The following is a 13046-nucleotide window of genomic DNA, read 5'->3' as shown; positions in this document are numbered from 1 at the left end:
TAGGCTTGTATCGGGTGCACCCTCAGCCTGAACCTGTAGGGACAGTGGGCCGGGTGATGTCGCACGTTACAGTTCCAAGGCCGTGATCTTCGCAGATGCGGTCGGAGCCCAGTGCCGATCATTAGCTCGGCAGAAGGATCAGATTTTCCGGTATCAATTCACCGTCGCGTCGACAGAATCACTCAGCAGCTCGTCCGGTAACGTACGTTGCCAAGCCCGCCAACACCTCGGGAAAGTCGGCACTCACCGCTTCACCTATGATCTGCGCCTCGGGCCCCTCGGCGCTGACTGCATAGACGACCCGGCATCGATCACCCGACACCACCTCAATGCGGTGCTCAACGCGAATGACTGTTTCGCCTACCCAGGTTTCGTCGATGAAGTGCCTCGGTGCGCTGACATCTATCAGTTCGCTGTTAATCACTTCACCATCCGCCAGCTCCATCGAAAAATGAGATCCAGTGATGAAGTTTCCATTTATCTGGATTGACTTCACGCCGGCGTTCCACAGTTTCCAGTTGGAAATGTCGGCGAGAGCCTTCCAGACGGTCTGTGGCGAGGCGTCAATCTCACGACTATAAGGTCTATTCCAAGATGCGCTGATGGTCATGACGATCCCGCTGCTGAGGTTCGCATACACTATGCCAATCCGTGATCTTATCAATAGACTGTCCCTTAACCGGACAAGGTCTCATGTGCTTTCATGCCCGCTAATAGGAGAGTGGTGTTCAAACGTGCGCCGCCGCAGCGATTGCGATGCCAGGTCGAACACTCTATGACGGCCGAGGGAGGTGAGGGTTAAAGCGCTCCAGAAAAAAACGGTTCAATTGCTGAGATGGTCGGACTCGGACCAGTTCTACTTGCTGGTTCTTTCTCCTCGTCGCGGCCATCCCGGAGAGTATTTTGATCGCAGTTGGCGAGTTCCTGATGGCCGCCTTCTATTATTATCCGATTGCCGGCATCGCGCTGGCGATTTGGCCCTGTAGGGACCTTCACGGATACTGACGGCAATTGTTGCAGGTTCGCGAGGGCAGCCGCCGTCGAAGCATATCTGGCGGGCTGCCTGGCGGCGAGCCTGCGGAAGGCGCCGCGGACTGATTTTCCTTCACCGCTCTCGCACCCTGTTAACGGCAAATTTATTTGCCTCGATGAAGCTTGTTCTCTCGTGATCTCGAAGTATTGGAGATAACTCGTTTGAATTCAGTCATCGAGACAGCCCGTTGCCTTCAAGAGGATGATTGCTCTCCAGCTACGGCGTGGTTGGCCGACGCCGAGCTCGCGGCAGCTATCTTGGCTCCGAATGGCGAGATGATGGAGGCAAACTCAGCCCTTGCGAATGTCGCTCAACTTCTGCCGGGCTTTCGCGTCGGAAGGGATATCCACGACTTCCTAGACGCCCATGATAGAATTATCTTCGACGCGCAACTCGTAGCAGCAGTGGCGATACCCGGCGTTACCCGGATCGCGCAGGTCTTCTTGCGTAGCAACAGCGGCTCTTCTTGGCATGTCTTGATCGAGCTGGCAACGAACATCGACGGTGCCGCGCTCCCTCGAACGGTGCTGGCGCGTTTTGTGCCGACCGACGTGCATCTCCTTCGGATCGCGACGGAGACGAGCGCCGAAAGACCGTTGGATTTCGCCCTGATCGCTAGCCGGACTGCGGTGTGGGATCATGATCTCGAGCGAGAGGAAACATGCTACTCAGATATATGGCGCGAGATTCGCGGCCTGTCGGCCGAGGATGCGGTTCCAAGATCGCTGGATGAGTTGCTTGAACAAGTTCATCCCGATGACAAGCAAACAGTTTTGGATGGCATTCACGAGCAGCGGCAAGGAGATGCAAGTCCTTGTGTATTTCAATACCGTTACAGGCATCGGCAGGGCCATTGGATCTGGATTGAATGTCGCGGTGGCTGCGTCAAATGGGATAGTGACAACCGCCCCCTCCGTGTCGTGGGCACGGATACCGACATAACGACCAGAAAAAATTCGGAAGAGACGCTTGAGCGGATATCGCGGCGTCTCAAACTGGCACTCGAAGTCTCGAAGATCGGTGTTTTCGAGGCTGACTTTGACTTAGGAAGTGCCGAATGGGACGCGGGCATGTTCCGCTTATACGATGTCGAGCACCAATCTGAGGTGAAGATTGGCGGCTTGTGGGAGTCCATGCTGCATCCCGATGATATGGAGCGGGTCTTCAAGAAAGTAGATCACCATGTTGCTAATCTTATCCCCTTCTCGGATGAGTATAGGGTAATTTTTCGGGACGGCTCGGAACATTTCATTCGGTCCCGAACACTGCCGTTCATCGACAATGACGGCCATCGCAAGATGATCGGGGCGAATTGGGATGTTACCGCCGATCTCGCCCTCCAGCGGGATCTTGCGCACGCCAAGAAACTTGCAGAAGCGAGGAACGCCGAACTCGAATCCGCCAAAAAGCATATTGAATACATTGCGCTGCATGATCCTCTGACGGGTCTACCCAACCGCAGGTATCTGGAAGAAAAGATCATTAGCATTGAAGCCGATTGCAAGGCCACCGGTGGCGGCGCTGCTGTGCTCCATTTTGACTTGGACCGCTTCAAGCAGATCAACGATACCTATGGGCACTATGTCGGCGATGTTTTACTGCAGCATACAGCAAAGATACTGAAGGCGAGCGTTCGAAGCGATGAATTCGTTGCCCGCCTTGGCGGCGATGAGTTCATCGCGATCGTCAGATTTGACGGTTCGGTGGAGCCGCTTGAGGCGATATCCAAGAATATCGTCGATGCATTGCGCAAGCCCGTAAACATAAATGGAATCGACTGTCGCTCCAGTACAAGCATCGGTATTGCTTGCGAAATCGGTCGCGACGTCGACGTGCGTAGCCTCCTGATCAATGCGGACATCGCTCTCTATCAGGCCAAAGAGCATGGGCGGAACCGCTTTGACTTCTATTCAACTAAATCTCGCAGTCGTGTGGTGACCTTAAAACAGATTTCGGACGAGATCCTAGTTGGGTTGGAACGGGACGAATTCTTTCCGATGTATCAGCCGCAGTTCGACGCGATGACACTTGATATTGTCGGCGTCGAAGCGCTTGTCCGTTGGCAGCATCCAACGCGCGGTCTTCTTGCACCTAGTGAATTTCTCCAAATTGCTGACGAAATGAACATCGTCGGCGACATCGACGACTTGATCTTTCGAAAGGCCATGGCGGACTCGGAGATTTGGGCAAAGGACGGGGTGTCTATTCCAAAATGCTCCGTCAACGTTTCCGCCCGACGCTTGCAAGATCCCAAACTCAAGACCCTGCTCGGTATAGATCCGGAAACGGCTAGCCGCTTCTCGTTCGAGCTTCTGGAATCAATAGTCCTCGACGAGTTGGATGCGCAAATGGAGGAAAACCTTGCCTACATTCGCAAGCTTGGCATATCGATTGAAGTAGATGACTTCGGCACTGCGCATGCCTCGATCATGAGCCTTTTACACCTCCGGCCTCACACCCTAAAAATCGACAGACGGCTTATCCGCTCTATAGATAGATCATCGGAGCAAAGGGAACTCGTCGGCTCCATCATTGGTATGGGGCATTCTCTCGGCGTTAAGGCGACAGCCGAGGGCGTAGAAACGACTGGACACGCAACCATACTTCGAGACCTTGGATGCGATATTCTTCAGGGCTTTGGACTGGCCAAGCCGATGTTTTCCTCAAACCTGATCGAGTTCGCCAGGAACCGGGTCTCCAGCAAAGTGGCTGATCTGTCAACGTTTCGGCAAAATCACGCTCAACCTAAAAAGTGAGCCCTGCGTTATCTTATATCTGTCCCGAACTGCAATGCCAAAGCAGCAATGCGCTTTCGGGGCAATGAACTTGCTGATAAACTCCTGCTCAAGCAACGAGGCTTCTTCGGAGGAAGCTCTGCCGTTGACGTTGCCCCCGAAGCGCCCAACGGGATCGGGCAGGCCGAAACTTCCAAACCTGTCTAACCGAACATCAAACTGATGCTATCCTCTCGCGGAAGCATGCGGAGCGCTGGCGCCAGGATCTATGCCTGAAGGGACTTCAGGCAGTTGGGTGCCGTAGCGGGCCGGCCGCTGCGCAGCGCTACAGCATATTCCATGGCGCTGAGAAGATCCGGAGCAAAGACGGGCTTAACAAGAGCCCCGATAGCGTTAGGATCCGCGGCTACGATTTCCGGATTGGCGGTGGAAAATATGACGGTGACCCCATGTACCTGACTTAGATGCGCGGCCACTTCCGGGCCGGTCTCGCCATCCCTGAGATGAACATCGACAAGGGCGATATCCACGCCAGCTCCCAGCCGCAAAGCATCCTCGCTGCTGCCAACCGGTCCGACAACGTCATAGCCGGAGGAGCGCAGCACATATTGCGCGTCAAAAGCAATCAGGAATTCATCTTCGACGACGAGTATTCGCATGGATGGCTCCGCGACATCGTTGCGCGCTTTTCACGTCTGGTGGTCCTACCGAAAGTTAGAAAGCATCGACGGATCGGCTGCTATCTACCTTCGTCAGGAGGTCCGCAAGTCGGCGGGTACGTTTAAGGCGTTCAAACATCTCGCCAATGGAAATGTTCCCGCCGTCATACTCCACGGTTGAGCTCTCCTGATGAAGGATCGCCGTACCAGCAGCATACTTCACGGACTCCCGCCACGACATCACCATCAACTTTGAAACTTCTCGGCTTGGCATCCCTTATACTGTGCATGAATTATTGAGGTTGCCCTCGGATCGATCCGAGAAGCCGAAAGGCGTTCCAACGCGCCTCGGACAAGACGAATTGGCACTCGCAATCTGTGACAGAGCACCAGACGGTAGAAACAAGAGCTCAATCAGCTTCTGCACCTAACGCCGCGGAAGCTGATCAGGGATTTCAACGAGGATACGCACCCCATCAGGACGCCATTCGCGACGGAGAGATCCCCTTAACGATGCGATTGTCATGCGTTCAAGCTCTGATCCGAAGCCCGCGGCTCCTTCGGGGACCCGTGCGGGAGGTCCATCGACTTCCGTCCACGTTAGCGCGAGTCCATTATTACGAGACACCTCGATTTCGACCCGACCGCCGTTTACCGAAAGAGAGCCATATTTTATCGCGTTCGTTGCGAATTCGTGCAAAAGCAGAGCTAGCGACGTCAGCACGGCATTGTTCACGCTAACGTCCTCTCCGCTAACGACGATGCGGGCGCCATTCTTGTCCTGGTGAGCCGACAAAATCGCGTCAATGAGACCAAAAAGGCTTGTTGAAGCATGCCCATCGGAGCCGCCTTCTGATTCCTTCAGGACAAAGTCCTGGGCAGCGGCCAGCGCTCTGACGCGCGCGCGCAAGTCCTCGGCAAATGATGTGCCCACCATCGGAGCGGACCGTTCACTGACGGAAATCAATGCGCTGACGATGGCGAACAGATTTTTGATGCGATGGTGCATTTCCCGCAGCATCAGCCGCTGTCGCTCCACCATCCGCTTTCGCTCAGAAATATCGCGAGCGATCTTCGACGCGCCGACAATTTCGCCATTCTTATCCCGGACGGGGGAAATCGTCAGCGAAATGTCGAGGAGCGTTCCATCCTTATGCTGCCTTATCGTCTCGAAATGTTCGATCCTCCTGCCATTGCGAATGTGATTGATAATTGTATCTTCTTCATGCAGGCGATCGTCAGGGATGATGATACTGATGTGCCGCCCCACCGCCTCGGCGGCGGAAAATCCGAAAAGTCGCTCGGCGCTTCTGTTCCAGCTGGTAATAATGCCGTTGACGGTCTTACTGACGATCGCATCGTCGGAATTTTCGACGATGGCGGCGAGCCAGGCTTCGGCAGACAGGCCGGAAATCCCAAAATGTTCCGCGATCGGGTTATTGATCAATAAATCCGGGGACACCTTGTTCCGCTCGTAAGCAGTGAAGGACGAACCTGTGGGTTCATTTGCATTTCGGACCATATTCACGCTCCTCCATCGCCAGCAGCCTTGTCTCGAAGGCCACTTGCCGAACGTCGACGAGTTTTGGTCAGAAGCAGGTTGGATTTATAGCGCGGGAACGGAGCCATAACCCTTGCGCTATGCAAGCAAGGATAAGGTTTGCCAATCGTCCTCGGGCTGGGCTACGAGCATCGCTCTATCATCTGAACATATGTCGCTATGCGAACTCTTCAAGCCAAAGTGTCAAATCAGCTTTATCGGATGCCCGTCTCGAGAGTGCGAAACGGGACAGGAAGGCTTTAGCTTACTTCCCCAGCTAGATCTCCCCGCCATTCGAAGTTGACGGCTTCTGCTTTTCAAAACCGGTTGGCGGCTGCGTAGGGAGCTCACCTCAGCTGAATGATTGAAATGCAACAAAGAAAGATCTAGCTTCTAACCATCTCCATGCCTCTGTTTCAGGAGCCGGCAAAGGTGGTCAATCGATACTCTCGCACCAGAGATCTGTCCCTGGATCCCGAGGCGCTCGGCATCTGCCAACGCGTATTTGACGCCATCCTTGCCGAACTGAGCATCAATCGTGAAGGCGAGAGGGCTGAAGACATTGCCGCCTTTGTCATCAAGCTTTATCAACAGGGCGTCCACGATGAAAGGAAGCTCTTCGAGCTTGGCATGAGCGCTGCGGCTCATCTTAGAGACTAAAACGGCGGGCACGCCTCTTGCCTACCTCTCGCTTGATCTCGCAGATGAGCCGGGTTCAGCGTTGGAAGCTGCCTTTTTGCGTCTCGATTGCAGAAGAAGGGCTTACCGATCGGGATGATTTTCCGTGAACTTCGCGATTACTTACCGATCGGTAAGGATCACATTGAACTTCAGCGGATCTTCCTGCGCGCGCGGGGGCGCTGTCGATCGGAGAGCCGCGAAGGGCGGGCGTCAACTTCCAGCCCATTCCCGACGAGGGGTCACTGGAGCGCATCCCCAACGAGCTTCCGGCCAAACCCTTTCTGGTCGGAGAGCGCGGCGTCTCCATGTCGCTTGCGGGTGTGCAGGAGAAATTGCCCGTTCTCGTCAATGAAGACGGCAGGATTTCCATCCTGATCGACGGAACGCCATCGACCTATATCATCAAGCCAGATTCGCGACGACTCGCGGGAAACGTCGAAAACGAAGCCTTCTGCCTCGCTCTGGCGCAGGCCTGCGGATTGAAGCTGCTGATGCCGCCGTCGGCATCGCCGGCAAACGACGCTATCTGCTGGTGAAGCGCTATGACCGCTTCACCGACACTCGAGGAGAGATACGCAGACTATACCAGGAAGATCTCTGTCAGCTAACGGGTCATTTTCCGTCGCAGAAATACGAACGATCATCGACAGGCCGCGGCGTGAACCTGACGATGATGTTCGATGCCATCAGCGATCTCGTTTTGCCTGCCGAGCGGCTGAAGCTTTTGGACGCAGTGGTCTTTAACGTGCTGATCTGCGACTCCCACGCCAAAAACTACTCGATCCTGATCGGTGCCGGTGGATCAGCAACTATGGCGCCTCTTTACGATTTGGTGTGCGCAGCCGTATATCACCAGGTCGATCAGAGCCTGCCGCAGGCTATTGGCGGGCGTTTCATTGCGCCCGACCTGCGGCGCGCGGATTGGCAAACACTTGCCGAGAAGGTCGGATTGAGTGCTGCATCGACCGTCCGACGAGTGGAGGAACTTAGCGAGCTTGTCAGCGCTACCTGTGACGAGGTCGCACCGCAAATCGCTGCGATGACTGGTGATCCGACGGGTGTTCTTGAACGCATTACCCGCAACGTTCAAAAGCGATGCAAGCGGATACAGACACAAAGCCGCTGTTAGCGATGGAAGCCAACACCAAAGGAATAAAGTGGTGCGAAAATTCTTTAAGCTCTTGAAGGGACTCGAACCATCGATCTCGGTATTCACCGTCGGCGGCAGGATTGCGCGAAAAACCGGTAGTCAAGGGCGACCCCGCGGTACGCTGGATGGCATACCCATCTCCTGCGACGCCCCCATATCGCGTGCGAGGATGGCTTCCCGCTCATCAAGCGCAGGAAATAGGATGCCATCGAGGCGTCCGCAGTCAAATTCTATCTTCCCAGGGAAGCTGGCTAGGCTCTTAGTCTAAAAGCACGGTCCCTCAATCGCGAATGCGGAAAGAACTGCACCTCGTATTCCCGATATATCTCATCAAGTGGTGGTGGGCGCCGAGCGTTCGATTGCCATCGTGATCTCGGCGCAAAACTCAATGAACGCTCTGACCTTCGCGGGCAAATGCTTGCGTGAGGGATGGAAAGCAAACAGGGGAAAACGCTCACCGTGCCAATCGGGAAACAAGTCGATCAGCGAACCTCTCGCCAACGCCTCCCCGATCCCCCAACCGATTACCTGAGCGATGCCCGTACCTGCGATACATTCCTGGAGCATCGACTTTGGATCAGTGAAGGTCAGCGGTCCGGTTGTCGGAACGTCGATTGTCTCGTCGCCGCGTACGAATTCCCATTCGAACGGATGGCCGGTATAGGGGTCAAGAAACTGCAGGCATCGATGAGTGATAAGGTCCCGGGGATGCTCTGGATGGCCGTAGCGCTCCAGATAGCTAGGCGAGGCCACAGTCAGGATCGGCGCTTCTATCAGTTTGCGCGCAACCAGAGTGGCAAAACGCGGCTGGCCGAACCGGATTGCAAGATCGATCCCCTCGGCAACAAGATCGCCGACATGCTCTCTGGTTACGAACTCGATCGAAAGGTCCGGGTGACGTTCGCAAAAGGTGCCAAGGCGGCCTGCAAGAACGAGTGGCAGAAAGAAGGGATCGATGTCCACTTTAAGCCGACCGCGTACCGCTGATGCCGAGCCGGAGGCAATCAGTGCGGCATCTTCAATCGCGTTGAGGTGCGGCCTCACCTCTTCGTAAAACCGCCGGCCCTCGTCGGTTAACGCCACCGAGCGCGTCGTCCGATCGAGCAGCCTTACCCCAAGGCGCCCTTCAAGGCGACTGATTGCCCGGCTGACGCCGGAATCGGTGACACCGATCAGTTCGGCAGCTTTCACGAAGCTGCCGCCTTCGACGACGGCAGCCAGCACGCTGACCCCCGACAGGATGCGCGTATCGAACGGCATATCATCACTCCTGATTACTTGTCAGGAAGCATCTGACATAAGCGCACTTAATTCAAGAACGCCTCGGAGCGATAACGGTCCCGCCGGATTAGAATCTTGAAAGGACAAATCATGAGCAACCCTAAACACCGCACCCTCTTCAAAGGGGGCACCATCCTGACGATGGACAAGAAGGCTCCCCATTTTGGAATCGGCGATTTGCTTGTCGAAGGCGACAGGATAGCAGCCATCGGAGCGAACATCGCCGTGGATGATGTGGCCGTCATAGACGCTTCGAACAGTATCGTGATGCCCGGCTTGGTCGACGCCCATCACCATATGTGGCTCGGTGTCATGCGCCGCATGATGCCCAATGTGGACGACCTGTTTGCCTATATTGATTTCGTCGCGGAAGGGCTGGGCGCCCATTATCGTCCGCTCGATATGTATCTCAGCACCACGCTCACGGCGCTGGCCTGCCTCGACGCTGGCATCACGACCGTTATCGACGCGTGCCATTCCTCGCGTAGCCCGGAGCACACCGACGCAGCCCTCGATGCCCTCAGAGACAGCGGCATCCGCGCCTTGCACATGGTGGGTGCTGCTATGGACAAGAAGGCCTCGTCTGCGCACTTGCCGGAGGATCTGAAGCGGCTGGCAGGCAAGTGGAACCAAGGCGGCAGCCTTGTGCATGTCGGGCTATTCGGCCAACTCAATCTCGACTGGTGGAAAGTGGCCCATAGCCTCGACATGCGCATCCTGACCGAGTTCATCGGCGATTTGGCCAAGCTCGGACCGGAATTCGCGGAGAAGGGCGTGCTTGGTCCACACAACATCTTCAATCATTGCACACGAATCCCGCAAGAAACGTGGCGTCTGTTTGCTGACGCGGGCGTCAACGTCACCATCAATCCGCGCTCGGATGCGCTGTTCGGCTTCGATGACGATAGTTTTGCCTATCAACAAGCCATCGATCATGGATTAACCCCGGCCATCGGCATCGACCTCGACACTGCATTCGGCAGCGACATGTTCGGTGAGATGCACGCCCTCTTCACGCAGCAGCGATCGGCCATGCGCTATCGCAAGTTCCGCGGTGAAGACAATGTGCCGTCGCCGATCACTGTCGAACGCGTCCTTGAGGCGGCAACCGTCAACGGTGCCGGCGCCGCCGGGCTCGACGGTGTGGTCGGTTCACTGGCACCCGGAAAGCAAGCCGACATCATCATGGTGCGCGCCGACAGTGTCGCCGTCCTACCGGTCAACAATGTCGTCGGTACGGTGGCCCAGGCGGTGGAGCGGTCGGATATCGACACGGTCATGGTCGCAGGCGAGATCCGCAAACGAAGCGGAAAGCTTATCGGCGCCGATCTCATCAAACTGACGGCGGACGTCACTGCCTCGCGCGACTACCTGCTGGAAAAGAGCGGCCATCGCCTGGACCAGATCGGCGCATCCATCCCGATAAATGTGGCTTGAGCCGGAGCCGCCGCTTCACGGCGGCGGCCTTCACCCACACATTATCCAGAATGGAGGCTGTCATGCCAGCATCTCTCATCGACGGTGCGGCCGAACCCAAGGCTGACACCACATACCTTTCCCGCCCCGCCCCCGGCATTATCGGTGCGCTCTTCTGTGGCTATCTCGCGGTTGGGCTGCCGCTTCCGGTTATCCCCCTCTTTATCCACGACAAGCTCGACTTCAACAGTCTCGTCGTTGGCGTGGTCATCGGCATTCAATTCCTGGCGACTGTACTTAGCCGCGGCTACGCGGGACACCTGACCGACCTCCACGGCGGCAAGCATTCGGCATTGCGGGGTGCTGCGATCAGCGCAACCGCGGGCGCGCTCTATCTGGCAGCCGCTATGCCTGTGCTTTCGCCTGATATCAGCCTTGCACTTATCTTTGTCGGCCGGCTGATCGCAGGTCTGGGGGAGAGCCTCTTTGTCACCGGCTGTGTCTCATGGTCAATTGCTTCAGTAGGGCCGCAGCGTGCAGGCATGTCGATGTCCTGGACCGGCATCGCAATGTTTGCGGCTCTGGCTATCGGCGCGCCGATCGGTATGGGGCTTTATCGGGCCTGGGGTCTGGAGACCGCGATGATGGCGTGCGTTCTGGCGCCAGCGGTCGGCGGTGTCATCGCCCTCCGCGAGCATCCTTATGCTACCCCTCCCGGCCCTCGCCTGCCCTTCCACAAGGTGATCAGTCAAATCTGGCGCGAAGGAGCCGGGCTGATGCTGCAGGGTGTGGGTCTCTCCGGGCTGACCGCTTTCGCATCACTCTATTTCGCTGCCCGCCACTGGGACAATGCGGGATTCGTGATGACTGCATTCGGTGTCGGCTTCATCTTCGTACGGGTTGTCTTCGGCTCACTGCCCGACAAGGTGAGTGGGTATCGCGTCGCACTCTGGTCTTTGGTGATCGAGGCAACCGGCCAATTGATCATATGGACAGCGTCAAGTGAGACAGCGGCGCTTGCCGGCGCGCTGATTACGGGTCTCGGTTGCGCCCTGATCTTTCCGGCTCTTGGTGTGGAAGCCTTGAAGCGGGTGCCTCCGGCTAACAGAGGCAGTGCCATGGGCGCTTTCGTGGCTTTTCTCGACATCGCCTATGGCGTCTCAGGCCCTGTCAGCGGTGCCATTGCAGCAGAATTTGGTTATGCATCTGTCTACTTGTTCGGCGCAACCTGCGCTGTCATTGGCGCTGTGCTCGTTCGCACCGCCCGCTTTTCGAAAGCCTAACCATCGTTCAATATTTCCGGCGAGAGAAATTCGCCGTTCACATAAAGGAGACTGGTCATGTCCCGCATCTTTGTTACCGGTTCGTCCACCGGCCTTGGCCTCATGGCGGCTGGGCTTTTAGCCGAGCAAGGTCATCAAGTTGTGCTGCATGCCCGAAACACCGCACGTGCCGAAGATGCCCGCCGCGCCCTGCCCCAGGCTGAAACTGTCGTCATCGGCGATCTCGAGACTGTCGCGGGCGCAAAGGAAGTCGCGGCGAGCGTCAACGCGCTTGGCCGGTTCGACGCGGTCATCCACAACGCCGCTGTCGGATACCGGGAGGCCCACCATCTCACCACCGAGGGCCTGCCGCATGTCTTCGCCATCAATACGCTGTCAGCCTATATTTTGACTGCACTGATCGACCGCCCCAGGCGGCTCGTCTACCTGTCTTCCGGCATGCACCATCATGCAGACGCCAACCTCAACGACATTCTCTGGAAAAAGCGTCGGTGGAATGGATCTGAGGCCTACGCGGAAAGCAAGCTGCATGACGCGATGCTTGCCTTTGCTGTCGCGCGCCGCTGGAAGGACGTGTTCTCGAATGCGCTGGAGCCGGGGTGGGTGCCAACCAAGAGGTGCTGGCGCGCCTGACGACATGGCGCAGGCGCATCTGACCCAGGCCTGGTTGGCAGCCGGTGAGGACCCAAGAACGGATGTCACGGGAGAATACTTCTATCATCTGAAGCGTCGAACCGCGAACCCGCAGGCTCATGATCCAGCGCTTCAAGACCGCCTCATCGCAATCTGCGAGGAGATCTCAGGCGTGACTCTGCCGAAATAATTCATCGTTGGTCTTTTAGATCTTCTAAAATCTATCGGAACTCGCATGCCGCGCCTCACTGCGGGAGGGACCACCGCATCTTCCTCGCTCCCAAGTGCGCCGCCGAGATGAGCCGCATAATCGATATTCATGCCACCGGCGGTCTGGCCGGCGCGGCAGGATGGAAGTACGAGATCCATATCGCGCCTATCCGCAAGGCTTCAGGCAGCGGCCCCGACGGAAAATAAAAGCTTGCCACGATGACGGCCGCAAACAGGCCGATAATCCCGCCCGATGCCCCGACGCCGAGGATGTTGTCGGGGCTGATCAGAAGCGATGCCGCCGAGTCGCCAATCGCGCTCACGCAAAATAGAACGGCAAACCAGCGCCAGCCGATCAGGCGCTCAAGCAGAATCCTGGCCCGCCATAAGGCGAGCATTTGATGTCCTGTTTCAGGGACGGCTGG

Annotated in this window: 9 protein-coding genes and 3 pseudogenes; 6 read left to right on the top strand and 6 right to left on the bottom strand. The window is 56.7% G+C overall.

Going from position 1 to position 13046, the window contains the following annotated elements; genetic code table 11:
* Positions 1-178: 178 nt before the first annotated feature.
* On the bottom strand, positions 179-610 hold the full coding sequence (locus FHT85_RS07550) for an SRPBCC family protein (RefSeq protein WP_112413201.1): 432 nt from the start codon (positions 608-610) through the stop codon (positions 179-181).
* A 584-nt stretch (positions 611-1194) separates the two neighbouring features.
* On the opposite strand from FHT85_RS07550, the gene FHT85_RS07545 reads away from it, so the two are divergent.
* Positions 1195-3789, top strand: coding sequence for a GGDEF and EAL domain-containing protein (locus tag FHT85_RS07545; RefSeq protein WP_183774020.1), 2595 nt, complete (start codon positions 1195-1197; stop codon positions 3787-3789).
* Positions 3790-4034: 245 nt separating this feature from the next.
* On the opposite strand, the gene FHT85_RS07540 is transcribed toward FHT85_RS07545, so the two are convergent.
* From FHT85_RS07540 to FHT85_RS30985, 3 genes and pseudogenes are all read right to left on the bottom strand, one after another.
* On the bottom strand, positions 4035-4427 hold the full coding sequence (locus FHT85_RS07540; RefSeq protein ID WP_112413206.1) for a response regulator: 393 nt from the start codon (positions 4425-4427) through the stop codon (positions 4035-4037).
* 427 nt (positions 4428-4854) lie between these two features.
* Positions 4855-5448, bottom strand: coding sequence for a sensor histidine kinase (locus tag FHT85_RS30475; protein WP_246779905.1), 594 nt, complete (start codon positions 5446-5448; stop codon positions 4855-4857).
* Between the two features lie 69 nt (positions 5449-5517).
* Positions 5518-5949: pseudogene (locus FHT85_RS30985) on the bottom strand (PAS domain-containing protein); the annotation flags it as partial.
* Between the two features lie 450 nt (positions 5950-6399).
* Between FHT85_RS30985 and FHT85_RS07530 the strand changes: the two are divergent.
* Positions 6400-6627, top strand: coding sequence for a hypothetical protein (locus FHT85_RS07530; protein ID WP_112413091.1), 228 nt, complete (start codon positions 6400-6402; stop codon positions 6625-6627).
* A gap of 326 nt (positions 6628-6953) precedes the next feature.
* Positions 6954-7777 (top strand): annotated as a pseudogene (locus tag FHT85_RS30460) (HipA domain-containing protein).
* 351 nt (positions 7778-8128) lie between these two features.
* Here FHT85_RS30460 and FHT85_RS07520 read toward each other — a convergent pair.
* On the bottom strand, positions 8129-9058 hold the full coding sequence (locus FHT85_RS07520; RefSeq protein ID WP_112413017.1) for a LysR family transcriptional regulator: 930 nt from the start codon (positions 9056-9058) through the stop codon (positions 8129-8131).
* Between the two features lie 111 nt (positions 9059-9169).
* Between FHT85_RS07520 and FHT85_RS07515 the strand changes: the two genes are divergently transcribed.
* The 3 genes and pseudogenes from FHT85_RS07515 to FHT85_RS07505 all read left to right on the top strand — a co-directional run bounded on the left by FHT85_RS07515 (position 9170) and on the right by FHT85_RS07505 (position 12601).
* Complete coding sequence (locus FHT85_RS07515; RefSeq protein WP_112413018.1) at positions 9170-10516, top strand: amidohydrolase family protein; 1347 nt, start codon at positions 9170-9172, stop codon at positions 10514-10516.
* A 62-nt stretch (positions 10517-10578) separates the two neighbouring features.
* Complete coding sequence (locus FHT85_RS07510; protein WP_162709815.1) at positions 10579-11778, top strand: MFS transporter; 1200 nt, start codon at positions 10579-10581, stop codon at positions 11776-11778.
* 57 nt (positions 11779-11835) lie between these two features.
* Positions 11836-12601 (top strand): annotated as a pseudogene (locus FHT85_RS07505) (SDR family NAD(P)-dependent oxidoreductase).
* 127 nt (positions 12602-12728) lie between these two features.
* On the opposite strand, the gene FHT85_RS07500 reads toward FHT85_RS07505, so the two are convergent.
* Positions 12729-13019, bottom strand: a complete 291-nt coding sequence (locus FHT85_RS07500; RefSeq protein WP_246779902.1) for a rhomboid family intramembrane serine protease — start codon at positions 13017-13019, stop codon at positions 12729-12731.
* Between the last annotated feature and the right edge of the window lie 27 nt (positions 13020-13046).

The sequence above is a fragment of the Rhizobium sp. BK312 genome, assembly GCF_014193605.1.
Taxonomy (GTDB): Bacteria; Pseudomonadota; Alphaproteobacteria; order Rhizobiales; family Rhizobiaceae; genus Rhizobium.
This window is presented reverse-complemented; position numbering and strand designations above follow the sequence as displayed.